The sequence below is a fragment of the Sphingopyxis sp. Root154 genome, from assembly GCF_001427105.1.
GTDB lineage: Bacteria > Pseudomonadota > Alphaproteobacteria > Sphingomonadales > Sphingomonadaceae > Sphingopyxis.
The window spans coordinates 435,700-462,147 of record NZ_LMGI01000004.1; the positions used below are offsets into that span (position 1 = coordinate 435,700).

Annotated in this window: 25 protein-coding genes; 15 read left to right on the forward strand and 10 right to left on the reverse strand. The window is 65.0% G+C overall.

Annotated elements, in window-relative coordinates; all coding sequences use genetic code 11:
- The first annotated feature begins 12 nt into the window (after nucleotides 1-12).
- Entirely contained in the window at nucleotides 13-1,194 is a 1,182-nt protein-coding gene (locus ASD73_RS21625; protein ID WP_235534637.1) for a DUF481 domain-containing protein, read from the forward strand.
- On the opposite strand, the gene ASD73_RS21630 is transcribed toward ASD73_RS21625, so the two are convergent.
- From ASD73_RS21630 to ASD73_RS21660, 7 genes are all read right to left on the reverse strand, one after another.
- On the reverse strand, nucleotides 1,191-1,646 hold the full coding sequence (locus ASD73_RS21630; RefSeq protein WP_056368167.1) for a VOC family protein: 456 nt from the start codon (nucleotides 1,644-1,646) through the stop codon (nucleotides 1,191-1,193). The genes ASD73_RS21625 and ASD73_RS21630 overlap by 4 nt on opposite strands.
- A gap of 11 nt (nucleotides 1,647-1,657) precedes the next feature.
- Nucleotides 1,658-3,196, reverse strand: a complete 1,539-nt coding sequence (locus ASD73_RS21635) for a M20/M25/M40 family metallo-hydrolase (protein WP_443027989.1) — start codon at nucleotides 3,194-3,196, stop codon at nucleotides 1,658-1,660.
- A gap of 78 nt (nucleotides 3,197-3,274) precedes the next feature.
- Nucleotides 3,275-3,766, reverse strand: coding sequence for a hypothetical protein (locus ASD73_RS21640; RefSeq protein WP_056368172.1), 492 nt, complete (start codon nucleotides 3,764-3,766; stop codon nucleotides 3,275-3,277).
- 12 nt (nucleotides 3,767-3,778) lie between these two features.
- Nucleotides 3,779-5,302 carry a fumarate hydratase gene (locus ASD73_RS21645; RefSeq protein ID WP_056368175.1) on the reverse strand — a complete coding sequence of 508 codons (1,524 nt, stop codon included), beginning with the start codon at nucleotides 5,300-5,302 and terminating at the stop codon, nucleotides 3,779-3,781.
- A gap of 69 nt (nucleotides 5,303-5,371) precedes the next feature.
- Entirely contained in the window at nucleotides 5,372-6,208 is an 837-nt protein-coding gene (locus tag ASD73_RS21650) for a hypothetical protein (RefSeq protein ID WP_200934996.1), read from the reverse strand.
- Nucleotides 6,209-6,242: 34 nt separating this feature from the next.
- Nucleotides 6,243-6,707, reverse strand: a complete 465-nt coding sequence (locus tag ASD73_RS21655) for a Fur family transcriptional regulator (RefSeq protein ID WP_056368177.1) — start codon at nucleotides 6,705-6,707, stop codon at nucleotides 6,243-6,245.
- Nucleotides 6,708-6,808: 101 nt separating this feature from the next.
- Nucleotides 6,809-7,264 (reverse strand): MerC domain-containing protein, encoded by a 456-nt coding sequence (locus tag ASD73_RS21660; RefSeq protein ID WP_082521757.1) that lies wholly within the window; start codon nucleotides 7,262-7,264, stop codon nucleotides 6,809-6,811.
- A gap of 375 nt (nucleotides 7,265-7,639) precedes the next feature.
- Between ASD73_RS21660 and ASD73_RS21665 the strand changes: the two genes are divergently transcribed.
- The gene (locus ASD73_RS21665; RefSeq protein ID WP_235534638.1) at nucleotides 7,640-8,335 is read left to right on the forward strand and encodes a Crp/Fnr family transcriptional regulator; all 696 of its coding nucleotides are present in this window, start codon (nucleotides 7,640-7,642) and stop codon (nucleotides 8,333-8,335) included.
- Nucleotides 8,336-8,347: 12 nt separating this feature from the next.
- On the opposite strand, the gene ASD73_RS21670 is transcribed toward ASD73_RS21665, so the two are convergent.
- Together ASD73_RS21670 and ASD73_RS21675 are read right to left on the reverse strand one after the other, a co-directional pair.
- Nucleotides 8,348-8,788 (reverse strand): DUF6894 family protein, encoded by a 441-nt coding sequence (locus tag ASD73_RS21670; RefSeq protein ID WP_056368180.1) that lies wholly within the window; start codon nucleotides 8,786-8,788, stop codon nucleotides 8,348-8,350.
- A gap of 65 nt (nucleotides 8,789-8,853) precedes the next feature.
- On the reverse strand, nucleotides 8,854-10,533 hold the full coding sequence (locus ASD73_RS21675) for an AMP-binding protein (RefSeq protein ID WP_056368181.1): 1,680 nt from the start codon (nucleotides 10,531-10,533) through the stop codon (nucleotides 8,854-8,856).
- 135 nt (nucleotides 10,534-10,668) lie between these two features.
- On the opposite strand from ASD73_RS21675, the gene ASD73_RS21680 reads away from it, so the two are divergent.
- From ASD73_RS21680 to ASD73_RS21705, 6 genes are all read left to right on the forward strand, one after another.
- The gene (locus ASD73_RS21680) at nucleotides 10,669-11,202 is read left to right on the forward strand and encodes a hypothetical protein (RefSeq protein WP_056368183.1); all 534 of its coding nucleotides are present in this window, start codon (nucleotides 10,669-10,671) and stop codon (nucleotides 11,200-11,202) included.
- A gap of 37 nt (nucleotides 11,203-11,239) precedes the next feature.
- On the forward strand, nucleotides 11,240-13,066 hold the full coding sequence (pabB, locus tag ASD73_RS21685; RefSeq protein WP_200934997.1) for an aminodeoxychorismate synthase component I: 1,827 nt from the start codon (nucleotides 11,240-11,242) through the stop codon (nucleotides 13,064-13,066).
- A 206-nt stretch (nucleotides 13,067-13,272) separates the two neighbouring features.
- The gene (locus tag ASD73_RS21690) at nucleotides 13,273-14,484 is read left to right on the forward strand and encodes a pyridoxal phosphate-dependent aminotransferase (RefSeq protein WP_056368185.1); all 1,212 of its coding nucleotides are present in this window, start codon (nucleotides 13,273-13,275) and stop codon (nucleotides 14,482-14,484) included.
- Between the two features lie 353 nt (nucleotides 14,485-14,837).
- A complete protein-coding gene (msrA, locus tag ASD73_RS21695; RefSeq protein ID WP_056368302.1) occupies nucleotides 14,838-15,518 on the forward strand; it encodes a peptide-methionine (S)-S-oxide reductase MsrA in 681 nt (226 codons plus the stop codon).
- Nucleotides 15,519-15,687: 169 nt separating this feature from the next.
- On the forward strand, nucleotides 15,688-16,836 hold the full coding sequence (locus ASD73_RS21700) for a serine hydrolase (RefSeq protein WP_056368187.1): 1,149 nt from the start codon (nucleotides 15,688-15,690) through the stop codon (nucleotides 16,834-16,836).
- A 6-nt stretch (nucleotides 16,837-16,842) separates the two neighbouring features.
- The gene (locus tag ASD73_RS21705; protein ID WP_056368189.1) at nucleotides 16,843-17,154 is read left to right on the forward strand and encodes a hypothetical protein; all 312 of its coding nucleotides are present in this window, start codon (nucleotides 16,843-16,845) and stop codon (nucleotides 17,152-17,154) included.
- Nucleotides 17,155-17,158: 4 nt separating this feature from the next.
- Here ASD73_RS21705 and ASD73_RS23485 read toward each other — a convergent pair whose 3' ends face one another.
- On the reverse strand, nucleotides 17,159-18,283 hold the full coding sequence (locus ASD73_RS23485) for a M23 family metallopeptidase (protein ID WP_162248184.1): 1,125 nt from the start codon (nucleotides 18,281-18,283) through the stop codon (nucleotides 17,159-17,161).
- A gap of 205 nt (nucleotides 18,284-18,488) precedes the next feature.
- Here ASD73_RS23485 and sucC point away from each other — a divergent pair, with 205 nt between their 5' ends.
- From sucC to ASD73_RS21745, 7 genes are all read left to right on the forward strand, one after another.
- Nucleotides 18,489-19,697, forward strand: coding sequence for an ADP-forming succinate--CoA ligase subunit beta (sucC, locus tag ASD73_RS21715; protein ID WP_056368194.1), 1,209 nt, complete (start codon nucleotides 18,489-18,491; stop codon nucleotides 19,695-19,697).
- A gap of 113 nt (nucleotides 19,698-19,810) precedes the next feature.
- A complete protein-coding gene (locus ASD73_RS21720; RefSeq protein WP_056368196.1) occupies nucleotides 19,811-20,560 on the forward strand; it encodes an electron transfer flavoprotein subunit beta/FixA family protein in 750 nt (249 codons plus the stop codon).
- Nucleotides 20,557-21,486 carry an electron transfer flavoprotein subunit alpha/FixB family protein gene (locus ASD73_RS21725; protein WP_056368198.1) on the forward strand — a complete coding sequence of 310 codons (930 nt, stop codon included), beginning with the start codon at nucleotides 20,557-20,559 and terminating at the stop codon, nucleotides 21,484-21,486. The genes ASD73_RS21720 and ASD73_RS21725 overlap by 4 nt, the downstream gene beginning before the upstream one ends.
- A 12-nt stretch (nucleotides 21,487-21,498) precedes the next feature.
- Nucleotides 21,499-22,839: a DUF389 domain-containing protein gene (locus tag ASD73_RS21730; RefSeq protein WP_056368201.1), complete on the forward strand. Its 1,341-nt coding sequence runs from the start codon at nucleotides 21,499-21,501 to the stop codon at nucleotides 22,837-22,839.
- Nucleotides 22,840-22,931: 92 nt separating this feature from the next.
- Nucleotides 22,932-24,212: a serine hydrolase domain-containing protein gene (locus ASD73_RS21735; RefSeq protein ID WP_056368204.1), complete on the forward strand. Its 1,281-nt coding sequence runs from the start codon at nucleotides 22,932-22,934 to the stop codon at nucleotides 24,210-24,212.
- Between the two features lie 68 nt (nucleotides 24,213-24,280).
- Nucleotides 24,281-25,273: a cupin-like domain-containing protein gene (locus ASD73_RS21740; protein WP_056368206.1), complete on the forward strand. Its 993-nt coding sequence runs from the start codon at nucleotides 24,281-24,283 to the stop codon at nucleotides 25,271-25,273.
- 79 nt (nucleotides 25,274-25,352) lie between these two features.
- Complete coding sequence (locus ASD73_RS21745; protein ID WP_162256160.1) at nucleotides 25,353-26,234, forward strand: energy transducer TonB; 882 nt, start codon at nucleotides 25,353-25,355, stop codon at nucleotides 26,232-26,234.
- Nucleotides 26,235-26,448 lie beyond the last annotated feature (214 nt).

The following is a 26,448-nucleotide window of genomic DNA, read 5'->3' on the forward strand; positions in this document are numbered from 1 at the left end:
AGGACGTCTTCGGTGACAACTCTCCCCCGCCTGGCCGCGCTTTGTCTGCCGCTTGCTCTTGCTGTGCCGTCTGCGCACGCGTCGCAGGAACCGGTGAATCCGCCGCAGCCGAACCCCGTGCTTGTCGACCCGGTGCTCGCCAATCCGATTCCCACGGCACTGATGGAGCCCGACCCGGTGTTGCCCGACGCGGTGCGCGCAATGATCGACGCCGCCTTTGCGAGCGGCGACAATGATGATGTCGAAGCGGTGGCCAAGGTCGCCAGACGGACCAACCCGCGTAATATCGGCGAAATCGACGCACTTCTCGCTTATTATCGCAGCGAGCATCCCCCCGAGACGCCGCCCGACCCGGTGGGCAATATGCTCGCGGCAGCGATGGCGACCGCCAAGGATGCCGATGTCGAGGCGGTGGCAAAGCTCGCCAAGGAAACCAACCCCGAGAATGCAGCGGAGATCGAGGAACGGCTCCTCGCTTACCGCGCCGAACGAAAGCGTCTGAGAGACGAGGCGGCGGCGGCCGAGCGCGCTCGACTGGCCGCGGCCAAATTCTGGCAGAACTGGAAGGGCGAGGGGCAGATCGGCGCGTCGCAGAGCAGCGGTAACACCGAGTCCGTCGGGCTGAGCGCCGGCGTCGCGCTTGCGCGCAAGGGGATCGACTGGACGCACAAGTTTCGCGCGCAGGCCGATTATCAGCGCACGAACGGTCAGACCTCGGTCGAACGCTATCTGACCGAGGTGGAGCCGCAATATCGGATCAACGACCGGACTTTCGCATTTGGCCTTGGCCGCTGGGAACATGACCGGATCCTCGGGTATGACACGCGCTGGAACCTGTCGGGCGGGCTCGGTTACAAGGTCTTCGACAGCAAGAAGATGACGCTGAGCCTGAAGGGCGGGCCGGCATTTCGCCAGACCGACTTCGTGAACGGCGAAGAGGACACCGAACTGACCGCGCTCGCGGGGCTCGATTTCGGCTGGCAGATATCGCCGACGCTGCGGCTGACGCAGGTCGCATCGACGATCATCGGCGAGGCCAATGGATCGACCAGCTCGCAGACCGCGCTCAGTGCCAAGCTGACCGGCGCGCTGTCGGCGCGCATCGCCTATTCGGCGCAGATCGATACGAGCCCGCCACCGGGGATCGAAAGCGTCGACACGCAGACGCGCTTTACGCTGGTGTACGGCTTCTAGTCGAACGCGTCGGCCCCGCCGATCTGCTCGCCATCGGCGAGCAGGCCAACGCCGGGCACATGGTTGAACTCGATCCGGATGCCGTCGGGATCCTCGAACAGGATCGAATAATAGCCGGGCGCCCAGGGCTCTTCCTGCGGCGCATGGACGATATGGATATCGTCGCGGGCTTTCAGGAAGGCGCCGACAGCATCGATCGCGGCGCGGTCGCGCATGCGGAAACAGGCGTGGTGCAACCCGGGTGCGCCCTGATCGAAACGCTTGCCGGTATTTTCCGGACTGCCGGTACGAATGCCGATCGCGGTGCGGCCGCCCACGCCGTAGAGCATATATTCGCTGTCGAGCACGATCTTGAGATCGAGATAGCGGATCATCGCGCGCCAAAAGGTGGTCGATCGTTCGAAATCGCCCGCGGTCAGGATGACGTGCGCGACGCCGTTGAGGTCGCTCATTCGCCCCCTCCCTATTTGATGCTCGCCAGCACGTAGAGGAATTCGGCGAAGCCCATCGTCGCGTCGACGAGCCCGGCGACCTTGGGATTGGTCGAATCGATGAGGAAATATTCGTCGGGGGCGTGCGCGCCCGATCCGTGGCCGATGCCGAAATGCGCCGCGGGGATCGACACCGGCGGCGCGGTGAAGGTCGAGCCCGGCCAGCTGCCCGCCATCCGCGGGTTGAGGCTCGTCGCGATACCGAGCTTCTTGTAGGTTGCGAGTTCCGAGCGGACGAGGCGGCTGTCCTCGGCGACCTCGGTCGGATCGTAACCGCCCGACACGTTCACCTCGACATCGGTGAAGCCATGTTTGTCGAGATGCGCGCGCAGCTTCTTCTCGGCCTCGGCGCGCGTCTGGTTCGGGACGAGGCGCAGGTCGAGCTTCGCGACCGCCTTGCCGGGCAGCACGGTCTTGCCGCCGGGGCCGGTATAGCCCGCGACCAGCCCCTCGATATTGACCGTCGGTTCCTGCGCGAGGCGGATCAGCGCGTCGTCGTAGGCGAGATTGTCGATCCAGTGAGTGATGCCGAGCGCCGCCTTCTGCTGTGCCTCGTCGCCCGCCTTCGCGGCTTCGCGGATCAGCGTCTTTTCGCGGTCGGTGAGCGGGCGGACATTTTCGAACCAGCCCTCGATCGCGGGCTTGTTGCCATCGGGCGTGACGAGGGTCTGGAGCGCCTGCACCAGACGCCATGCGGGCGAATCGACCATCGCTTTCAGGCTCGAATGGACGTCGCCTTTCGGACCGCGGCCCCATTTCTCGCCGCTCGCGATCAGTTCGAGTTCGATGATGCCTTTCGAGCCGAGGTTGACCGTGACGTTGCCGGTCTTGCCCTGCGAGGCAAAGGGAATGAAAATGCCTTCGCACTTCTTGAGTGCGGCGAGGATGTTCGGCCTGGTCGCGATCTGGCGGAAGTGCGGCGATCCGATCTCCTCCTCGCCCTCGCACACGAGCACGATATTGACCGGCAGCTTGCGCCCTGCGGCGCGGATCGCGTGGAGCGCGGCGAGGAAGGTCGCCTCGGGCCCCTTCTGGTTCACCGCGCCGCGGCCCATGATCGCCTGCCCGAAACCGGGGCGCTCGACCATCTTGCCTTCGAGCGGCGGTGACGACCATTCGGCCGGATCGAACTGTTTGACGTCGTACATGAAATAGATGCCGAGCGTGCGCGGGGCGCCGACGTCGATCGTGCCGAACACGCCGGGGTGGCCGTCGGTCGGGACGATCTCGACATTGGTGAAGCCCGCGTCCTTCGCGAGCTCGGCCATATAGGCCGCGCCTTCGGGCATGCTGCGGTTTTCGGCGGCGATCGAGGGGAGGGCGATCCAGTCGCGGATGCGCTTGATCGACGCGTCCTTACCCGCTTCGGCCGCTTTCCGGATATCCGTCATCGTGCCCGACTGCGCCCAGAGCGGGACGGGCTGCATGAAGGCGGCGCCCGCGCCCAGCATCGCGGTGCCGCGCAACATGTCGCGGCGGTTCAGTCGGTTAAGCTCACGGAAATCCATCATGCGTCCCCTGCCTGCTTCGTATGCGAAGCAATGTGCCGCATCGGCGGGGAAACGCAAGGCCGTGCCGGGGACTTACCGTTACGCGGACGGCCGGGCGTCTATTTCGCGGGCGAGGAAAGCGAGAATCTTCGCCTTGTCCGCGGCAGGGCTTGGCTGGGCACGAAAGGCGGCGAGCCCTCCGAAGATCATCAGCATCGGGATGCCGGCAAAGAAGGTCGCGAACAACCCGGCACCGGGAATGTACATAAAGGCGAGGACGCCGCCGATGACGAACAGCGAGAGGAAGCCGACCCACACATAGGGAAAATAGCGCGCTCCCGGCGGCGTGCCGAAGGTGCCGGTGATCCGGGTGCCGCCGTTGTGCGGCTCCATCAGCGCGTCGAGCACCGGTTCCATATTCGTGCGCGCATCGCGCTGACGGTAGCGCAGTGTCATGTCGCGCTCACTACCCTTGCCGAGCACGCGGGCCTTCGCGTCCGGCATCGGGTCGTCCATGATCTTCTTGAGCTTGCGTGCGATGGCCTCGGGCGAGAGGGGCGAGTAGAGGTCGATCGCTTCGCTGTCCGCCATCGCCCTGTCCCCTTACGCCTTTTCGAGCAGACCTTCTTCCTTGATCCGCTTCTGCCACAGCATTGGTGCGTTGACGTGGACATTCTGGCCTTCGCTGTCGACCGCGACGGTGACGGGGAAGTCCTGAACCTCGAATTCGTAGATCGCTTCCATGCCGAGGTCGGCAAAACCGACGACCTTGCTGCCCTTGATCGCGCGCGCGACGAGATAGGCGGCGCCGCCGACCGCCATCAGATAGGCGCTCTTGTGCTTCGCGATCGATTGTGTCGCGGCGGGGCCGCGTTCGGCCTTGCCGACGCAGGCGAGCAGGCCCTGATCGAGCATCATGTCCATGAACTTGTCCATGCGCGTCGCGGTCGTCGGGCCTGCCGGGCCGACGATTTCCTCGCCGACCGGGTCGACGGGGCCGACATAATAGATCACGCGGTCGCGGAAGGTGACAGGCAGTTCTTCGCCTTTCGTCAGCATCTCGGCGATGCGCTTGTGCGCGGCGTCGCGGCCGGTGAGCATCTTGCCGTTGAGCAAGAGCCGATCACCCTGTTTCCAGCTGGCGACGACCTCGGGGGTAAGGTTATCGAGATCGACGCGGATCGCCGCCTGATCGGGCTTCCAGTCGATCTGCGGATAATCGGCGAGCACCGGCGGTTCGAGAAAGGCCGGCCCGGTGCCGTCGAGCGTCACGTGCGCGTGGCGCGTTGCGGCGCAGTTCGGGATCATCGCGACGGGCTTCGATGCGGCGTGCGTCGGCCAGTCGGCGATCTTGATGTCGAGCACGGTCGCGAGGCCGCCAAGCCCCTGCGCGCCGATGCCGAGCGCATTGACCTTTTCATACAGTTCGATGCGCAGTTCCTCGGTCGGGTTCGACGGCCCGCGCGCGAGCAGTTCGGTCATGTCGATCGGGTCCATCAGCGACTGTTTCGCGAGCAGCATCGCTTTTTCGGCGGTGCCGCCGATGCCGATGCCGAGCATGCCCGGCGGACACCAGCCGGCGCCCATCTGCGGGACCATTTCGAGCACCCAGTCGACGATGCTGTCGCTGGGGTTCATCATCTTGAACTTCGACTTGTTCTCGCTGCCGCCGCCCTTCGCCGCGACGTCGATATGGACCTTCGCGCCGGGCACCATCTCGACATTGAGCACCGAGGGCGTGTTGTCCTTGGTGTTCACGCGGCTGAATGCGGGGTCGGCGAGGATCGAGGCGCGGAGCTTGTTGTCGGGGTGGAGGTACGCCTTGCGCACGCCCTCGTCGACGACCTGCTGCAGGCTGCGGGGTGAGTCGAGGCGGCAGTCCATGCCCCATTTGATGAAGACCGTGACGATTCCCGTGTCTTGGCAGATCGGGCGATGCCCCTCGGCGCACATGCGGCTGTTCGACAGGATCTGCGCCATCGCGTCCTTCGCGGCGGGCGAGACTTCGCGTTCATACGCGGCGCCGAGCGCGCGGATATAATCCATCGGATGGAAATAGCTGATGTACTGGAGCGCGTCGGCGATCGTTTCGATGAGGTCGTCTTCGCGGATGATCACGGTATTCATGTGCAGCCTTTCGCCCTTTTGCGGGATTCGCGGCCTCCCTAGACCTGCACGGCCGGGGTGGACAAGGGGTCAGGTGCGGCGGCGGCCGAAGACGCGGCGAGCCGATGAGACGGGTTGTAGTTCGTCGGACACGGGGACCGCATCACCCAAGTCGACAAGCGGACGCTTGCGGACGAACGCCTGCCAACTGCCCGCCGCAGCGAGTGCGAGGAGCAGAAGCCAGCCGCCCGCGGCGGACGGTATCAGCGCCCAGGCGAAGGCGGCGGGGGTGATGATCGCCATCACGGTCGGGATCGCGGCGAGGATCGCGATCGTCCCGAACAGCGCCCACCAGCGCCCGATCTGCGTCGCCGCCGCCCCGATCACGACATTGGTCGCGGCGAGCAGCAGGAACTTGGCGGCGACGGGATAGGGTAGGCTTGCCATCGCGGGCGAATAGTCGCCGAGCGTGAAGGCGGCCTGGATGTCGAAGAGCAGGTAATTTTCCCATGCGTCGCAAAGCGACGCGGCGATCGGCAGTACCGCCGCGGCGAGGAGCGCGCGGAGGCGAAGCTCGTACCACAGCGCGATACAGCCGCTCGTCAGAAAGCCGGCGTAGAGCAGCATGTAGAGATAGTCGCGCTCGTTGCCCGTCCGCATCGCCGCGAGGCGCGTGACCTGCTCGGGATCGGTATAGAAGCCGAAGATCGCTTCGAGATCGGCTTGCCCGCCGGCGAACTCGAACGCGAGGACGGGCGCGCCATAGCCGGGCGCGATGTCATGGCCCGCTTGCGGAAAAACCTGCTCCAGGTGAAGGCCGAAGAGGAGCGTGGCGATGCCGAAAGCCAACGTCCAGACCCACACGCGCGTTGGCGCGGGCGGGCGCGTCCGCTGCGCTTCGATCCAATGCTGAAGCCCCCCGAACACGCTCTAGCTGTCCGGTGGAGCGCGGCGGATCACCTTATTGGCACTCGGCGCATTTGCCGCGCACCTCGATCACCGGGCGTTCGGCGGCGAAGCCCGTCGCCTCGGCCGCAGCGCGGACGCCGCCCGAAATCTTGTCATTGTCGACATGCACCGCGCTGCCGCACGTATCGCAGATCAGGAAGATGCAGTCGTGAAGGCAGCCGGGGTGGCTGTTCGCGACAAAGGCATTCGCGCTCTCGACGCGGCGGACGAGGTTGTTCGCGACGAACAGGTCGAGGATGCGATAGACGCTGTTCGGCGCGACGCGCTTGCCGCGTTTTTGCGAGACGATGTCGGCGATTTCATAGGCGCTCGCGGGCTTGCCGATCTCTGCGACCGCGTCGAAAATCTGCGCGCGCATGTCGGTCCATGCTTCGCCCGCGCCCTCGAGCGCGCTCTGCGCCGCCCTGGCGAGCGAGGCGCCGCTGGCCTCGACGTGCGGATGATCATGCTTGCCCATTGGCGTTTCCTCAGGCGTGGGAAATCCCGCGCTAACTATCGCTTCAATGTAGGCTGTTTAGGGCGTGCCCGCAAGTTGCGGACATCTCCGATGCGGTGGGATCAGTGCCGCGCGCGGCGGTTGAGGTCGTGACCCAGGGCGACGACCGCGACACCGATCATCGTCGCGATCACTTCGCTGCCGTCGTGCGGCCGCGACAGCGCGCCCGCCATCATGCCGAGCCCGAAGCTGCCGACCGCGAAGGGCATCATATAACCGTGGCTGAGCACGCCCGAAACGAGCGTGATCAGCGCAAAGCCGATCGCGATGATCAGCCCGATCTCGTGGAACAGATGATTGTCGAGAAACACGCCACCGACCGAGGCGATCGACGCGAAGAAGATCGTCGTTGCGAGGCAGTGGACGAGGCACAGACCCGACAGGCCCATCGCCAGCTGGTCGCCGCTCAAGGAGGTCAGCGGCCGCGAATCGCGTGCAGCCCGAACCACCGCGACCCACCGCTTCAAGAAAGGGGCAGGGCGCGTCAGGACAGGGGCATGGCTGGCGACTTGGGTCACCCGATTCTCCGTTGGTGCAATTGCGAGGCGAGATATGGCATATCATGACAAAGGTTACAACATCACATTGCGATTCCGTGGATTCCGCCAGGTTCAATAACCCGTCCGCGGCAAATTTTGCCCACCTCAAATCGACAACAGCTAATGTAAGTTAAGTTATCAATGCGTTGCCGAAGTTAAGTCGGCTTCTCGCGCCGCGTGTATAAATCGCGACGGGGGCCAAGTTTTTTGCTATATCTCGCTGATCGTTGAATGTGCCTTTGCTTCAGCGACTGAGAGATGCGCGATGCTCCCACTATCCAAAAGGGGAGCCAGTTTTTGTCGCCATCGTCGATCTTTTACCCTGCAGCCGAGAAACTGAGGCGACTTGAGCGCTTGTCGCAGGACGATGTCGACGCGTTTCTGGCGCTGCCGCACCGTCTGAAATGGCTCGATCTTGGTGGCTATGTGGTGCGCGAGGACGACCGGATCGAGCATTGCTGCGTCTTGCTCGAAGGCATTGCGATCCGGCACAAGGTGACCAACGGCGGCAATCGACAGATCGTCTCGATCCAGATTCCGGGCGATTTCGTCGATTTGCAAAACTCGCTCCTCGATGTCGCCGACCATAGTGTGCAAACCTTGACCAAGGCGCATGTGGCGCTGATCCCCGTGACGGCGATCGAGGCGCTGATCGCCGAGCGCCCGGCGCTGGGACGCGCCTTGTGGCGCGATACGTTGATCGACGCGGCCATTTTTCGCGAATGGATCGTCAATGTCGGCCGCCGTGACGCTGCATCGCGCATCGCGCACTTGCTGTGCGAACTTTCGATCCGCCTCACGCACGCCGGTCTGGCGAAGGATCATTGCTACAAGATGCCGCTGACGCAGGAGCAGCTGGCCGACGCCGTGGGATTGACCCCGATCCACGTCAACCGGACGCTGCGAGACCTAGAACGCAAGAATCTGATCAAGCGCGAGAAGCGGACCATCTGCATCGTCGAATGGGCGGCACTGGAGGAACTGGGCGACTTTAACGACCGCTATCTTCACCCCAATCTGACCAAAGACTCGGTCGATGTGGAAGCATGAGGGCGCGGGGCCTCATTTCATGATGATGGCGTCGCCAAAGCGAAGGGTCAGAATCGTCGCATTCTCGTCGTCCGCCACCTCGATCTGTCCCGACAGGTCCAGAAAACCGTCCAATATATCGGCCGCCATCACCGATCGCGCGCCGTCGATCGCGATCTGACGGACGCTTTTGTCCGGCGACACCATCTGCCCCTCTTCGTCGCGGACAAAGCCATGGCCGTTACGGACATGGAAATAATAGCTGCGGGGGGGGTAGGTGTCGGCCATGTCAGCATCCGTCCAAACTGTTGTTACAGGGGGATTCGTCTCGATCGAGGTGAATTGCGCTAGGCGCCCGGCATAATATTGCGCGAGTTCGCGGCGCAGGACGCGTTCTTCCTCGGACAAGGCGCAGACGGCGGCGGCTTCTTCTTCGGCACGCCGTCGGGCCAGGAATTCGCGATTCTCTTCCATGCCCCTTCTCCCCATATGAGGGGGGGCATGGTCGCGCAGCTTGGCCGCCGGGTCCATAAAACAGGTTAGACTCTGGCTTTCGGATCTTCCTCCGCGCGTAAGGCCTTGCGGTCGAGCTTGCCGATCATCGTCTTGGGCAGGTTCAGCCGCACCTCGACCGCCTTCACTCGCTCATGCTTGCCGAGCTGCGGGTTGAGCCACGCAGCCAGCGCCTCGCCGCTGATCTGAAAGCCGTCCTCGAGCGTGACGAACGCCTTGGGCGCTTCGCCGCGATAGGCGTCGGGAACGCCCAGCACGATCGCTTCCTTGACCGCGGGATGCTCGTACAGATGCGCCTCGATCACGCTCGGGTAGACCTTGAAGCCGCCAACCGCGATCATGTCCTTCAGCCGGTCGACGATGCGGATATAACCATCGGCTTCGACCACCGCGACGTCGCCGGTGCGCAGCCAGCCGTCGTCGGTGAAGCTGTCCTTGTCCGCCTCGGCCCGGTTCCAGTACCCCTGCATGATCTGCGGTCCCTTGACCGCGAGTTCGCCGGGCTCGCCGTCTGGCGCATCTTTCGATGGGTCTTCCTTGTCGAGCAGGCGAATGTGCGTCGCGGGGAGCGGCTGGCCAATCGTGCCCGGCTGGGCCGGGCCTTCATAGGGATTGGTCGCGACGACCCCCGAACTTTCGGTGAGGCCATAGCCTTCGACGAGCGACGCCCCGGTCGCCGCGGTGAATTTCTCGCGCAGCTCGCCGGGCATCGGCGCGCCGCCCGAAATGCAGATGCGCAGCGAAGAGAAGTCGGTCTTCGCCAGATCGGGATGATCGAGCAGCGCCTGGTACATCGTCGGCACGCCGGGGAGTGCGGTCGTTTTCGTCCGCGTGATTGCCTGCAGCGCCTGTTTCGCCTCGAAACGCGGCAGCATCGTGATCGTGCCGCCGTTGAGGATCGTTCGGTTGAGCACGCAGGTGTTCGCAAAAACGTGGAAGAAGGGGAGCACGCCGAGGATGCGGTCGGCGGCGTCGTGATCGGGATCGATAGCGTTCACCTGCCGCGCATTGGCGGTGAGGTTCTGGTGCGTCAGCTTCGCGCCCTTTGGCGTTCCGGTCGTGCCGCCGGTATACTGGATCAGCGCGATATCCTTTCGGGCGTCGATCGTGACGGGGTCGGGTCGGCCGTCATTGTCGGTGAGCGCCGAGAAACGGATGACGCGCGGGTCGACGGGCAGCGCCGCGACCTCGCTGCGCTTGAGCAGGCGGTAGAGCACCGACTTGGCGGCGGGAAGACCACCCGCGACGGAGCCGACGACCAGCCGTTTGAGGCTCGACCCGTCGAGCACCTTGAGCGCGGTGGGCAGCAGGGCGGCGGCGCTGATTGTGAACAGCGTCTCGGTCCCCGAATCCTCGACCTGCGCTTCCAGCTCGGCAACGGTATAGAGCGGCGAGAAATTGACCACGGTGGCCCCCGCAGCGAGCGCGCCATAATAGGCGGCGACATAATGGGGGACGTTGGGGAGGAACAGGCCGACGCGGCTGTCCTTGCCGATGCCCTGCAATTGCAATCCGCGCGCAACGCGCGCGGCGCCGCGCGCCACCTCGGCATAGCCGAACTGGCGGCCCATGAAGTCGAGCATCGGCGCGTCGCCGCGCCGCGCGACGCTGGCGGCGAGCATGTCGGGCAGCGACAGCGGCGGAAATTCCTGATCCCAGGCCGTGGGGTGGCGATAATCGGTCGACCAGGAAAAGTGGCTATCCATGCGGGCGGACGTCCTTTGAAACGGGAGGGGCTTCCTGACACTAGGGTCAGTAAGCCCATATCGCAACCGGGCTCGCTTGCGGCGCGGCGCCGCTGCGGCTAGGCAGCGCATATCGTTATCGCCAGGGGTTTTGCCATGTTGCAGCTGTCATCGCGCGTCGCCGCGTCGCTCGTCCTTCTCGCCTGCGCCGCCGCTGTGCCGGCCGCCGCCAAGGACAGGCTGCCGGCGGGCGTTCCGACCCAGATCAAAGAGCTTTACGCGTGCCGCGACATCACCGATCCGGCGGCGCGCCTCGCCTGTTTCGACCGCGAGGTCGGCGAGTTGTCGGCGGCCGACCAGGCGCGCGAAATCACCTTCACCGACCGCGAGACCGCCAAAAAGGCCCGGCGCGGGCTGTTCGGTTTCAACTTCCCCAAGCTCGGCGGAATTTTCGGCGGTGACGAGGACGAGGTCAAGGAAATCGAAACGACGATCCGTTCGGTCAGCGTGGACCGCTCGGGCAAATATACGCTTACGATGGAAGACGATGCGGTGTGGGTACAGCTCGACGGGAGCAGCCCGCGCCAGCCCAAGCCGGGGCAGAAGGTCAAGATCAAGGTCGCGACGATGGGCAGCTATTTCGCGACGATCGACGGCGGCCGCACGATCCGCATGAAGCGCGACCGCTGATCGCGGCCGGCGCGCCATCGAACCCTGCGAAATAGCGATGGCCGAGGGCGACGCGATTCCCGTTCCGGGCCCGGACTGCCCACCTTTCGTGCTGCTCGACGATGCGCGCGCCGAAGGCGCGGCGGCGGCGCGATTGTTCGTCGATCCCGTCGACGTGCTGACGGCGCATTCGGCGGCCGAGGTCCCGGCGCTGCTGTCGGCGCTCGAAGCGGCGCAGGGCCGCGGGCTCCATGCCGCGGGCTATCTCACCTATGAGGCCGGCAAGGCGCTCGCGCCGGCGTGGCGCGGTGCGGTCGATGCCGAAGCGGGCGCGGCTCCGCTCGGCTGGTTCGGGCTGTTTCACACGGTCCGGCGGATCGACGCCGACAAGGTCGCGGACCTTCTCCCCGATCCCGCGTCGGCGTGGATCGGCAAGGTCGCGCCGCGCGTCGCGCGCGCCGACTATCTGGCTGCCGTCGAATCCGTGCTCGGCCTGATCCGCGCCGGCGATATCTATCAGGCGAATTTCACCTTTCGCGCCGACGTTCCGGTGCGCGGCAATCCGCTCGCGGTTCATGCCCGGCTGCGCCGCACCGCGCGCGCGGGTTATGGCGGGGTGATCTGGACTGGCGAACAGGCGATTGTCTCACACTCGCCCGAACTCTTCTTCGCGCTGCGCGAGGGGCAGGTGATGGCACGGCCGATGAAGGGAACCGCGGCGCGGCTTTCCGCTCCCGAGGCCGATGCTGCTGCGGCGCGCGAGCTTGCCGAAGATCCCAAGCAGCGCGCCGAAAATCTGATGATCGTCGACCTGATCCGCAACGACCTGTCGCGCGTCGCGGTGCCGGGGTCGGTCGCGGTGCCCGAACTGTTCCGTGTCGAAAGCTTTCCGACGATCCACCAGCTCGTCTCCGATGTCAGCGCGCGCCTGCCCGAAGGCGCCGGGGCAGTCGACGTGTTGCGTGCCGCTTTTCCGTGCGGGTCTATCACCGGGGCGCCGAAAGTGCGCGCGATGGAAATCATCGACGCACTGGAATCGGGTGCGCGCGGGCTTTACACGGGCTCGATCGGGTTCATCGAGCCGGGGGGGGATGCGGCATTCAATGTCGCGATCCGGACGCTTTTGTTACCGCAAAGCGCCTTGCAGGACGGCCTTGCTTGCGCCACGCTGGGACTGGGCTCCGGAATCGTCGCCGACAGCGAACCGGTTGAAGAATGGCGCGAATGTCTGGCCAAAGGGGAATTTGTGGGCGCAGCGGGGGAAAGCTTCGACCTCATCGAAACGATGTTCTTCGATCCGGTCGAAGGCGTCCAGCGGATCGAGGGGCATCTGGCGAGGATGAAGGCGAGCGCCGCGGCGCTGGGCTTCGTGTTCGACCGGCACGGCGCGCGCAACGTCCTGCAATCGGCGACCTTTCGCCTGCGCAGCGCCGCGCGGGTGCGGATGCGGCTCGCGCCGTCGGGGGCGCTCGCGATCGAGGTGTCTCCGCTGCCGCGGCTTGCCGAGCTGCCCGTGCCCGTCGCGGTGCGGCCCGCGCCGATGGCCGCCGACGATTTCCGCCTGACGCACAAGACGAGCCTGCGCGCCGCCTATGACGGCGCGCGGCAAGAGAGCGGCACGGCCGAGGTTGTCTTCGTCGACGAGCCCGGCTTCGTCACCGAAGGGAGCTGGAGCAATATCTTCGTCGAACGCGATGGGCAGTTGCTCACCCCGCCGCTCGCGCTGGGGCTGCTTCCCGGGGTGCTGCGCGCCGAACTGATCGACAAGGGCCGCGCGGTCGAATCGCACCTGCGGATCGCGGATCTGGAGAGCGGATTCTTCATCGGCAATTCGCTGCGCGGACTGATCCCGGCGCGCTTGGCGGACGCTGCCATTTCTTCCTGAAAAACTCCGTCATTCTGGCGAAGGCGGGAATCTCGACCCCGGTGACACGCGCAGCTTTGAGACTGTGTCGTGCGACATCTTGGGCCATGCATAGGTAAATTATCAACCAGCGCGCTTGCGAATGTTGGTTAGAGGCTTTAGGCGCGGCCGCGCGCAATTTCCTGTCCTTTTGCAGCCCGACCGCGCAAGCCACGGAAGATATCGTCATGTCGCTGAAGCCCCATGTCTCCGCCGCCCTCAACCGCATCCAGCCGTCGGCAACGCTCGCGATGACCGCGCGCGTGTCGGCGCTGAAAGCCGCGGGCGTCGACGTGATCGGCCTCAGCGCCGGCGAGCCCGATTTCGACACCCCCGACTTCGTCAAGGAAGCGGCGATCGAGGCGATCCGCAATGGGCAGACCAAATATACGCTCGTCGACGGCACGGTGGCGCTGAAAGAGGCGATCCGCGGCAAATTCCGCCGCGACAACGGCCTCGAATATGGGCTCGACCAGATTTCGGTGAACGTCGGCGGCAAGCACACTTTGTTCAACGCGCTCGTCGCGACGGTCGATCCGGGCGACGAGGTGATCATCCCCGCGCCCTATTGGGTCAGCTACCCCGACATCGTCGCCTTTGCGGGCGGCACGCCGGTGATCATCGAGGGCACCGCGGCGCAGAACTACAAGATCACCCCGGGGCAGCTCGACGCCGCGATCACCGCGAAGACGCGCTGGGTGATGTTCAACTCGCCGTCGAACCCGTCGGGCGCCGCCTATTCGGGCGAGGAACTTGACGCGCTCGGCGAGGTGATCCGCCGTCATCCGCATGTGATGGTGATGACCGACGATATGTATGAGCATGTCTGGTACGCCGATTTCGAATTCACGACCTTCGCGCAGCGTTGCCCCGACCTGATCGACCGCATCCTGACCGTGAACGGCTGTTCGAAAGCCTATGCGATGACCGGCTGGCGCATCGGCTATGCCGGCGGCCCCGCGTGGATTATCAAGGCGATGGGCAAGCTCCAGTCGCAGTCGACGTCGAACCCCTGTTCGATCGCGCAGGCCGCTGCCGCCGCCGCGCTCGGCGGGCCGCAGCAGTTCCTCGACGACCGCAACGCCGCGTTCAAGAAGCGCCGTGACATGGTCGTCGCGATGCTCAACGACGCGCCCGGCCTCAACTGCCCGGTCCCCGACGGCGCTTTCTACGTCTATCCCGACGCGTCGGGCTGCATCGGCAAGAAGACCCCCGACGGCAAGCTGATCGACAGCGACGAGGCGCTGATCGACTATTTCGTCGACAGCGCGAAGGTCGCGGCGGTGCACGGCGGCGCTTTTGGCCTGTCGCCGGCGTTCCGCGTCTCTTACGCGACGTCGGAAGCAGTGCTGAAGGAAGCCTGCGTGCGCATCCAGCAGGCGTGCGCTGCGCTCAGCTAACACCTCATCCAGCGCAAATTTATCTGCGCACGATTATTTTGTACCGATCGGTCTTGTAATCGCAGCGGGGGCGACTATTTGAACCTGAACGGCGGTTAACCGCCCGGTTCACCGGATAGTAAGTCATTTCCGTTAAGGGTGACTGCCATCACTGCACGGCTGGTCGGGGCGCTCCATATCGTCGGTGTAACCAAAGCGGTCTCGGCCGCGAATTGACAGATATGAAAAAAAGAGGCCCATATGCTCTCCATGCTCCGCTCCGACTGGTTCCTGACCATGCTCGCTGGCTTCGCGATTGGCGCAACCTATATCGTGCTCAATCAGCCGGCGCTGCCGATCCCGGCTTGACGCCGCTGCGGCGAAGCCTTTCGCTTCGCGCCGTCACGGCGCTGGTTGCAGGCGCGATCGTCGCGCAATGCACTCCGGCGCAGGCCGAAAGCGTCGTCAAGCTGCCCGCTGCGCTAGTCGATCCCGCCGTTAGTGCGAAACGCGCGACCGCGGTACTCGCCGGCGGTTGTTTCTGGGGCGTTGAAGGCGTCTTTTCCAACGTCAAAGGCGTGATTTCGGTCGAATCGGGCTATCATGGCGGCAACGCCGCGACGGCCAAATATGAACTCACTCATGACGGCAAGTCGGGCCATGCCGAGGCGGTTCGCATCGTCTATGACCCGTCGCAGGTCAGCTATGGCAGCCTGCTCCGCATCCTCTTTTCGGTGATCGCCGACCCGACGCTCAAGAATCGTCAGGGTCCCGACACGGGTCCGCAATATCGCGCCGCGATCGTGCCGCTCGACGCCAGCCAGCGCCAGGTCGCAACTGCCTATCTGTCGCAGATCGGCGGCGGCAAATATTTCGCCAAGCCCGTCGCGGTGCCGATCGAGGCGTACAAGCGTTTCTATCCCGCCGAGGCGAATCATCAGGATTTCATGCGCCGCAATCCCAAGAACGGCTATATATTGCGCTGGGACGCGCCCAAGCTCGCGGCGTTGAAGCGGCTCTATCCCGATATGGTTCGGGCGAAGCCCGCACCCTGACAACGGCGTCCGGGCGAACCCCGCGCCCTGAAATCCGCCCGGTTCCGCGATTGGTCGCGGCAGAAGAATCATTCACCGCAAATCGCTGGCCCCTCCCGCGCGCCTGCGTGACGCAGGATAAAGTCCGAATGGGGTCGGGATAATATAAAGTCGCAAGTGCGGGGTTCGAATGAAGTTCAGGTTTTCCGGCAAGCCGCTCCTCGCCGTGTCGATGAGCGCCGCGGTGCTTGCGGGCTGCGTCAGCAGCGCCGCGATCGTTCCGCAGCCACGCGCGCAGCAGCAGCCAGCGGCGGTGCGCGGTCCGTCCGGGTCGGTGACGGTGCCGATCGGTCAACCGGTGCGGTCGGCGATGCCGCGCCCCGCCGGCCCCGTCGATCCCGGCTTCCGCCGCGCCCCCGCGGGTCTCAACGACCGCATCTATGAACTGTGGCGCGCCTTCCCCGGCAAGACCGGCATCGCGGTGCAGCGCATCGATGGTGAATGGTCGCTGTCGCAGCGCGGCGGCGAGCTGTTCCCGCAGCAGAGCGTGTCGAAGCTGTGGGTCACGCTCACAGTGCTCGACGCGGTCGATCAGGGGCGGATGACGATGGACCAGCGCGTCCGCATCGGCCCCGAGGATCTGGTGGTCTTTCACCAGCCGCTCGCGGCACGCGTGCGGGCTGAGCGCTCGGTTACGATGAGCGTCCGTGACCTGATCGAGACCGCGATCACCCACAGCGACAATCTTGCGAACGACAGCCTTTTGCGCACCGTCGGTGGACCTGCCGCCGTGCGCGCCTTCATCGCGAAAAAGGACCTCGGCTCGATCCGCTTTGGCCCTGGCGAACGCCTGTTGCAGGCGGGGACCGCGGGGCTGACCTGGCAGCAAAGCTATTCGGTCGGCCGCAATTTCGAGACCGCGCGCGCCGCGCTGTCGGCCGCGGCGCGCCAGGCCGCGATGAACAATTATCTCGCCAATCCCGTCGATGGCGCCAGCCCCGCCGCCATCGCCAGCGCGCTGACGCGGCTGGCGCGCGGCACCTTGCTGTCACCCGAATCGACCGAATATCTGCAAGGCGTGATGAGCCGAACGCGGAGCGGGCCGCGGCGGCTCAAGGCGGGGCTGCCTCCCGGCTGGCAATTCATGCACAAGACCGGCACCGGACAGAATCTTGGCGGCATGACCGCGGGCTATAACGACATCGGCATCGCCACCGCGCCCGACGGCACGCGCTATGCGATCGTCGTGATGATGGGCAGCACCACGTCGGGCATCCCCGCGCGCATGGCGCTGATGCAGTCGGTCTCGTCGGCGGTTGCCGAATATCACGGAAGGTAATCGAGGATGAAGCTTGCTGCCCTGCCGCTGGCCCTGCTGTCGCTCGCGCTCGCCGGATGCGCGACGCCCGAGACGCGGCTGCGCACGGGACTCAACAATGCCGGCCTGTCGAAGGCGATGTCGGCGTGCATGGCCGAACGCATGGTCGACCGGCTCTCGCTGGTCCAGCTCCGCCGCCTGTCGGCGCTCGGCAGCCTCAAGGACAAGCGCGTCACCGACCTTTCGCTCGACCAGTTTTTTCACAAGGTCCGCGCGCTCAGGGATCCCGAGATCCTGACCGTGTCGACGAGCTCGGCGGCGCTCTGCGCGCTGCGCTAAGCCATCAATCGCCCGGAAAGCGCACGACGAGGTTCGGCGGCGGAAAGCTGTTCCGCACCGTTTCGGAACGGTCGACGGGCGGCCATGCCTCGCCGCGGAAAAAATCGTCGATTGCCTTATATTGCCCCAGTCGCGTGAGCGAGGTGACAACATAGGGCTGCCCTTCGGCGCCGAGGATCGACGGCCGGTCGGCGAGGTGGAAATGCAGGTGCGGCGCGCTGGCCTGTCCAGTGAAGCCGAGGAAGCCCACGACCTGCCCGGCCTTCACGCGATCGCCCACCGCCACGGGCGCGCCTTGCTTCAGATGCTCGTAGATCGCGATGCGGCCGCCACCGATGTCGAGCATGACGAAATTGCCGCTGGCGTCCGCGATGCCGGGCCTCGGCCTGCCCGATATGGTGGCGGGATCGGGCACATCGTCGCGCACCGCGACGATCGCGCCGTCGGCGACTGCGAGCACCTCGGCGCCGAAGCCATGGTGATTCGCCGGAATATTGGCGTCGCCCGCAGACAATTTTCCCTTCGTGTCGACCTTCATCCAGTCGATCGCAAAACGGCCGGGCAGCATCGCCGATCCTTCAGTGGCGTAGAAGACCCTGCGATGGCCGAGCTCCATGCCAGGGGCGTATACCGCGACCCACGGACCGCCGCGCAGTGGCGGCGACAGGCGGGGCAGCGCGGCGGTTTCGGGCGCCGCCGCGCCGCCTGAAATCGTGAAATCCGGCTCTTCGGTGTCGATCTTGCTCAGCGTCAGGCTGTGCGAGATCGATCCGCGGGGAAAGGCGGCGGGGACGGGCGCGCCGATATAGACGATAGCGCGGCGGCCGATGGGAATGATCCGCGAATTGGCTTCGGGCGGTCCGACGAGGCCGATCGCCGCGGGCAGTTCGTCCCGGCTATAGGTCTTGATCGGCGTGTCGCCTGCCTTGATCGCGAGCCCGTTCAGTTCGAGCGGGTGGCTGGAAAAATTGGTGAGGTGGAGTTCATAGACGAGCTGGTCGGCCGCGCCGATCCGGACGATTTTCGGCGCTTCGACGATCTGCACATCGAGCGACTGGTTCACTTGTGCCGTCGCGGCGCCCGGACCTGCGAACGCCGACAACGCCAAAACTAGAAGCTTTATCCGCATCTTCGCTTCCCTCATCCCACATTTCGACCTTGCCCGATTATCAACTCGGGCCCGGGGCGTCATCCGAAAGACGAACCGGCTGGCCGCAAGCCTTTGCCGCAGACAAGAATATCTGGGGCTACCCGGGGGTAGAATTGCCGCCGAACTTGTGCTTAGGCGGCGCCGATCCTCTCCCTTTACAGAGTCGAAAGGCCCGGCAGACCTCATGAACATCCACGAATATCAGGCGAAAGAACTGCTCGCGAAATTTGGCGTTGCCGTGCCCAAGGGCATTGCCGCGATGACCGTCGAGGAAGCCGTCGCCGCGGCGAAGCAGCTCCCCGGGCCACTCTATGTCGTGAAATCGCAGATCCACGCGGGTGGCCGCGGCAAGGGCAAGTTCAAGGAACTCGGCCCCGACGCGAAGGGCGGCGTCCGCCTCGCCAAGACGATCGAGGAAGTCGAAGCGCACGCCAAGGACATGCTCGGCAACACGCTGGTAACGATCCAGACCGGCGAAGCCGGCAAGCAGGTCAACCGCCTCTACATCACCGACGGCGCCGACATTAAGCAGGAATTCTACCTCGCTTTGCTCGTCGATCGCGGATCGAGCCGCATCGCGGTCGTCGCCTCGACCGAAGGCGGCATGGACATCGAAACCGTCGCGCACGACACGCCCGAAAAGATCCACACGATCATTATCGACCCCGCCACGGGCCTCCAGCCGCATCACGGCCGCGCCGTGTCGGCCGCGCTCGGTCTGTCGGGCGACCTCGCGAAGCAGGCGGCCAAGGTCCTCGCCGGCCTGTATGACGCGTTCCTCGGCACCGATGCCGAACAGATCGAAATCAACCCGCTCGCCGTCTGCGAGGGCGCGAACGGCGACGAACTGCTCGTGCTCGACGCGAAGGTGGCGTTCGACGGCAACGCGATGTTCCGCCACAAGGATCTCGCCGAGCTCCGCGACCTGACCGAAGAAGACCCGGCCGAGGTCGAGGCGTCGGAATATGACCTCGCCTACATCAAGCTCGACGGCAACATCGGCTGCATGGTCAATGGCGCCGGGCTCGCGATGGCGACGATGGACATCATCAAGCTCAATGGCGAATTTCCGGCCAACTTCCTCGACGTCGGCGGCGGCGCTTCGAAGGAAAAGGTCACCGCGGCGTTCAAGATCATCCTCAAGGACCCTGCCGTGAAGGGCATCCTCGTGAACATCTTCGGCGGCATCATGAAGTGCGACATCATCGCCGACGGCATCGTCGCCGCGGCGAAGGAAGTGAACCTCTCTGTTCCCCTCGTCGTCCGCCTCGAAGGCACGAATGTCCAGGAAGGCAAGGACATCCTCGCCAATTCGGGGCTGCCGATCGTTGCGGCCAACGATCTCGGCGACGCGGCAAAGAAAATCGTCGCCGAGGTAAACAAGGCGGCGTGATAATCCAACCCTCCCTCGCACCCGCGAGGGAGGAGTAGGGACTGCTAGTTGACGTTTACGTAAACGCCAATTATGGCGCAGTGCACAATTTTTCGAGAGGAGCTGTCGAAGCTATGAAAATCCTCGTCCCCGTAAAGCGGGTGCTCGATTACAACGTGAAGCCGCGGGTCAAGTCCGACGGCACGGGCGTTGACCTGGCCAATGTCAAAATGTCGATGAACCCGTTCGACGAGATCGGCGTCGAAGAAGCGATCCGCCTGAAGGAAAAGGGCGTCGCGACCGAGATCGTCGCCGTGTCCGTCGGACCGGCGAAGGCACAGGAAACGCTGCGCACCGCGCTCGCGATGGGCGCCGACCGCGCGATCCTCGTCCAGACCGACGATGCCGTCGAGCCGCTCGCGCTCGCAAAGATCTTCAAGGCGATCGCCGACGCTGAACAGCCCGGCCTTGTCATCCTTGGCAAGCAGGCGATCGACGACGACAACAACCAGACCGGCCAGATGCTCGCGGCATTGACCGGCTGGGCGCAGGGCACCTTTGCCAGTGCGGTCAATGTCGATGGCGACAGCGTCAATGTGACGCGCGAAGTCGATGGCGGTCTCGAGACGGTGAAGCTGAAGCTTCCCGCGATCGTCACCACCGACCTTCGTCTGAACGAGCCGCGCTATGCGTCGCTGCCGAACATCATGAAGGCGAAGTCGAAGCCGCTCGATACCAAGACCCCCGCCGATTACGGCGTCGACACCGCCCCGCGCGTGAAGGTGGTCAAGGTCAGCGAACCCGCCGCCCGCTCGGCCGGCGTCAAGGTCGCCGATGTCGATGAACTGGTTGCCAAGCTGAAAGCGCTGGGAGTGCACTCATGAAAACTCTGGTTTGGGTCGAACATGACGGCAAGGCCGTCAAGGACGCCACGCTTGCGGTGGTCACCGCCGCGTCGAAGCTTGGCGAAGTCCATCTGCTCGTCGCCGGTAGCGGCGTCGATGCGGTTGCCAAGGAAGCCGCCGGCATCGCCGGCGTCGGCAAGGTGCATGTCGCCGACAACGCTGCTTTCGGTCATAACCTGCCCGAAAATATCGCGCCGCTCGTCGCCGAGCTGATGGGCAGCCACGACGCGTTCCTCGCGCCTGCGACGACGACCGGCAAGAATATCGCGCCGCGCGTCGCAGCCTTGCTTGACGTGATGCAGATTTCCGAAATCCTGTCGGTCGAGGGTCCGAAGACCTTCACCCGGCCGATCTACGCCGGCAACGCGATCGCGACCGTCGAATCGTCGGACGCGAAGCTGGTTCTCACCGTTCGCGGCACCGCGTTCGACAAGGCCGCGACCTCCGGCGGTTCGGGCACGGTCGAAGCCGTGGGCGCGGGCAGCGATGCCGGCATCTCGAGCTTCGTCGGCGCCGAAATCGCCAAGTCGGAGCGCCCCGAACTCACCTCGGCGAAGATCATCGTTTCGGGCGGCCGTGCGCTGGGTTCGAGCGAGAAGTACGAAGAAGTCATCGTCCCGCTCGCCGACAAGCTCGGCGCCGCGCTCGGTGCATCGCGCGCCGCGGTCGATGCGGGCTATGTCCCCAACGACTATCAGGTCGGCCAGACCGGCAAGATCGTCGCGCCGCAGGTGTACTTCGCGATCGGCATCTCGGGCGCGATCCAGCATCTCGCGGGCATGAAGGATTCGAAGACGATCGTCGCGATCAACAAAGACGAAGACGCCCCGATCTTCCAGGTCGCCGACTTCGGCCTCGTCGCCGATCTGTTCAATGCCGTTCCCGAACTGACCGGCAAGATCTAAACGGCAGTCGCCGTGGCCGGCAACCACCCCGGAGTGCCCGGTTTGGGCGACACGCCGTTCAACGCCGGCGGTCGCCGGGCGACCCGGAGCGCGGAAAATCACGATGCGGTCGAGGGCGACGACGCCCTCGACCGCTCGTTGATTCTGGCGAGCGTCGCGCGCGACGCGCGGCTCGACAAGAAATTCCTGTTGCTCATCATCCTGGCGGCGATGATCGCTACGCTCGGCCTGCTGCAAAGCTCGACCGCGGTCGTCATCGGCGCGATGCTCGTGTCGCCGCTGATGGGACCGATCATGGGGGTTGGCTTCGGCCTTGCGACCCTCGAATCCAATCTGATTCGCCGCTCGCTCGTGACGCTCGCAGCCGGGATGGCGGTCGCGATCCTCGTCGCGATGCTCATCATCTGGCTGTCGCCGGTCAAGGACGTAACGCCTGAACTTCGGGCACGAACGCAGCCGACCTTGCTCGACCTCGGCGTCGCGGTCGTCGGCGGCATCGCCGGCGTTTATGCGATCATGCGCAAGTTGTCGGGGGTGATGGTCGGCGTCGCGATCGCGACCGCGCTCGTGCCGCCACTGTCGACGGTCGGCTTCGGTCTCGTCACCGGCCGGTTCGATTTCGCGATGGGGGCGGCGCTGCTGTTCCTCACCAACACGCTCGCCATCGCCTTTGCCGCGACGATCGTCGCGCGGCTCAACCATTTCGGCCCGTCGCTGACGCCGCAGCACACCGCGATGCAGGTCACCGGTATCGTCGCGACGCTCGGCATCTTGTCGATCCCGCTCGCGTTGACGCTCAACAGCCTGGCGGGTGAGGTTCGCGCGCGATCGGTTGTGCAGGCCGAATTGCGATCGCTGCTCGGTGAAAGCGACCGCGTCGACAGCCTCAACGTGCGGATGGAACGCGACGCCGTAGCCGTCGATGGGGTGGTGCTCGTCGATCGTTACGCCGGACGGCTCGACAACCGGCTTGCGGCAAAGATTGGTGGTGAGCTCGATCGCGAGGTCCGTGTCAGCATCGTGCAACTGAGGCAACAGACCAACGCTGCGGTGCAGGTCGAGGAACAGCTCAATCGCCGCCTCGCCGCGCTCGAACAGCGCGAGGAGGACAGCCGCGCGATCCTCGCCGGGCTGACCGTCGGCGAATTGCTGCCGCGCGAACGGGTGCTGATCGATGCGCAGGCGCGGCGTGTCGTTGTCCAGCGCGACCAGGAGGCCGAAGGCGAACAAGTTTCCGCGGCGATCGACCGCATCATGGCGTCGGTGCAGGCGAGCCATCCGCAATGGCTGATCCAGAATGGCAGCCTCACCGCTGCAAAGGCGCCCGCGGCGGAAGCTGCCACGGCCGAATAGTCTTGCGCAGACCTATTCGGGTTGACCTGTGGCGCCCGATCCCATGTGATGCGCGCCGAACCCGGCGGACGGCCGGGCAGGGGAGAGGCGATATGCGCGGCAAGCGACTGGCGTTGGCGATGATGATGGCGAGTGCGGGCCCGGCGGCGATCGCGCCCCCGCTGCACGCGCAGGCGGCGCCGCTCGAAGTGCTGACGATAGACAAGGCGCGGATCGACGCGGCGCTGAAGGCGATGATCGCCGACGGCCGCGCCGCGGGGACCTCGGCGCTGATCTGGCAGGACGGGCGCGAGGTCTATTTCGGCAGCGCCGGCATGGCCGACCGCGACGCGAAGCGCCCGATGCGCCGCGACACGATCGCGCAAATCTATTCGATGACCAAGCCCGTCACCGGCGTCGCGCTGATGCAGCTATGGGAGGCGGGCAAGTTCCATCTCGACGACCCGCTCGCCCAATATCTCCCCGAATATGCGAACATGCGCGTCTATGCGGGCAAGGATGCCGCGGGCCAGCCGCGCTATGTCGCCGCCGAACGCCCGATCACCGTGCGCGACATCCTGCGCCACACCGCGGGCTTCGCCTATGGCGCCGGGCCGACACCCGCGCACGACGCCTATGTCGCGGCCGAACCGCTCGCGCTGGCGATCCCGCTCGCCGAGGCAAGCAAACGCCTCGCGAGCGTGCCGCTGCTGTTCCAGCCGGGCACGCAATGGGAATATAGCATCGCGGTCGATGTGCAGGCGGCGCTCGTCGAGAAGCTCTCGGGCCAGTCCTTCGCCGACTATGTCCGAACCCATATCTTCGAACCGCTCGGGATGCGTGAGACCGCCTGGCGGCAGCCGGATTCACGGCTGCCGCGCTTCGCGGCGATGAATGTGAAGAAGGACGGCAAGCTGGTCCAGCAAGCCGCGGCTGAGGCGGAGGTGCTGAATTTCAAGGATCATGCGCTGACCCCCGGTGGCTTCGGCCTCGCCTCGACGCTCGACGATTATCAACGCTTTGCGCGCATGTTGCTGAACGAGGGTGAACTCGACGGCGCGCGCATCCTCAGGCCTTCGACTGTGCGGCTGATGGCGACCGACCAGCTCGATCCCGCGATCAAGGAACGCGCTTGGCTCCCCGGCAAGGGCGCGGTCGGCTTCGGTTTCGACTTCGCGGTGCGCAAGTCGCCGCCGCAGACTCGCCAAGAAAATCGCGGTGCGACGGGCGAATATTTCTGGGACGGCATGGCATCGACCCTCTTCTGGGTCGACCCGGCGAACCGGCTGACCGCGGTCTTCTTCGTCCAGACCATTCCTTATGATGGCACGCTCCACCGTGATTTTCGCGCCGCCGTCTATGGGCTGGACTATAAGGGACCGGCGGGCGACTAGTCAGCGGCCTTGAAGCTGTCATCCTTTTGTCATCGCAATGCCCTTGAGCGGCGCGAGGAGTTTCTTCGATGTCCCAGCCCGACAAACGCACCCTGCTCGCCGAAGGCCTTGCGGCCGGCGATGACGATAGCGCGCTCCACGCGCGCCTCGCCGCCGCAGGCGTGTCGGCGGCGGCGGCGAAATATGAGGTCGACCGGCTGGCGAAGGACCCGATGGCCGCGATGCTGCGGCGGCAGGCGGCGCGGATGGCGAAGCAGGGCTGGCTGCTCGCCAATCAGGAGCGGCTGGCGCGCGAGGGCGAGGGCGGCTTCGCGCTCGACACGCTTGCTGCGCCCGATGCCCAGCATTTCTATCGGCACTATTATGAGGCGAATCGGCCCGCGAAGCTGACCGGCATCGTCGACCATTGGCCGGCGCTGGCGCGCTGGTCGCTCGATCATTTCGCCGCGGCCGCGGGCGATGCCGTCGTCGAGGCGCAGGTCGAGCGCGAGCGCGACCCCGATTATGAGCTGGCCAAGGACGATCACCGCCGCCTCGTCCGTTTCGCCGAACTGATCGACTGGCTCCGCAAGGACGAGGCGAGCAACGACATCTACCTCACCGCCTATAATAGCGGCACCAACGCTGCAGCGCTCGCCTCCTTGTGGGAGGATATGGCCCCGATCGCGCTGCTCGACGACACGCGAACGCGTGACGGTTTCTTCTGGCTCGGCCCCAAGGGAACGCTCACCCCCTGGCACCACGATCTCACCAACAATCTGCTGGTGCAGGTGATCGGGCGAAAGCGCGTGCGGATGGCGCCGCCCTGGGCATTCGCGCGGATGCGCAACAGCCGCCATTGCTTCTCCGACTGGGGCAATGAAGCGCTGCCCGCCGGCTATGGCGATTCGGCCGTACCGCCGGTGCTCGAAACAGTTATCGGGCCGGGCGAGGCCATCTTTTTGCCCGTCGGCTGGTGGCACCAGATCGAAGCGCTCGACCTCTCTGCCAGCATGAGCTTTACGAGCTTTCGCCGGCCCAATGTCCATGTCGAAGACTATGCGTCGTGGGGCGAACTATAGGCGGGTGCAAGGACTTGCGTTTGGCGCGTGTGTCGGCAAGATTGAATCGATGGGGAGAATAGGGCGCGATCGGGCGATCTTGGTTTTGCTGGCGGCGCTTACGCTGCCCGGCGCAGGTGCAGCCAAAGAGCCGCTGCGGTTGAAGCCCAGTTCGAAATGGAATGTCCATTATGCCGAGGACAGCTGCCGCATGGGGCGCAGCTTCGGCGAGGGCGACCAGAAGGTCGTGCTGATGATCGACCGCTACCAGCCGGGGGATGCGTTGCGGCTCAGCTTCATCGGCAAGCCCGCCTACACCAGCCTGAACGAAGGCAGCATCCGGATCCGTTTCGGCCCTGCCGAGGCCGAGCAGGAAGCCGAATTCTATCCTGCGGCGCTGGCCGACAAGACGCCGTCGCTGATCCTTCGGGGCAGCGTCCGCATCGCGCCCTACTCACCGGAAGTGCGCGCGGCTGCCGAAGCGGCGCTCAAGGCGAAAAAATATGATTTCGAAGTACCCGAGATCACGCCCGAGCAGGAAGCCGCGGTCACCTTCATCGAGGTGACACGATCGATTCGCAAACCCTTCATTCTCGAAACCGGATCGCTCGGCGCGCCGCTCGCGGCGCTCGAAAAATGCACCGACGAACTCCTCGATCATTGGGGGATCGACGTGGCGAAGCATGCCGCGCTGTCGCGGAGACCGAAACCCCGGAGCAATCCGGGCGAATGGATGAAATCGCGGGATTACCCGCTTCCGATGCTATTGTCGGGCAAACGAGCGATCGTGCACTTCCGGCTGAACGTCGATACCGCCGGCAAAGCGACGGCGTGTCATATACAGCAATCGACGCGGCCCAAGGCGTTCGACGATGCGGTGTGCAAGGCGATCATGCGCAACGCCGAATTCGACCCTGCGCTCGATGCCGAAGGAAAGCCGATCGCTTCCTATTGGCTGAACTCGGTCGTTTTTCATATCTGAGCGACTGCTCTCGCACACCATTTTGCCGCTGATTGCCGCTCTATTGTTGCTTTCTTGATCGGCGGCGCGTCTGACGCGATTGCCGGGTTGCGCTCGCTTCGCTTAGTCCGCACGATCTTGGCATGACCGACGTTGCTGCTTTGCTTCCCCAGTTGATGACCCGGATTGCCGGTGCCGGTGTGTTGTCGGGTCTGACGCGCTTGTCGGGGGGCGC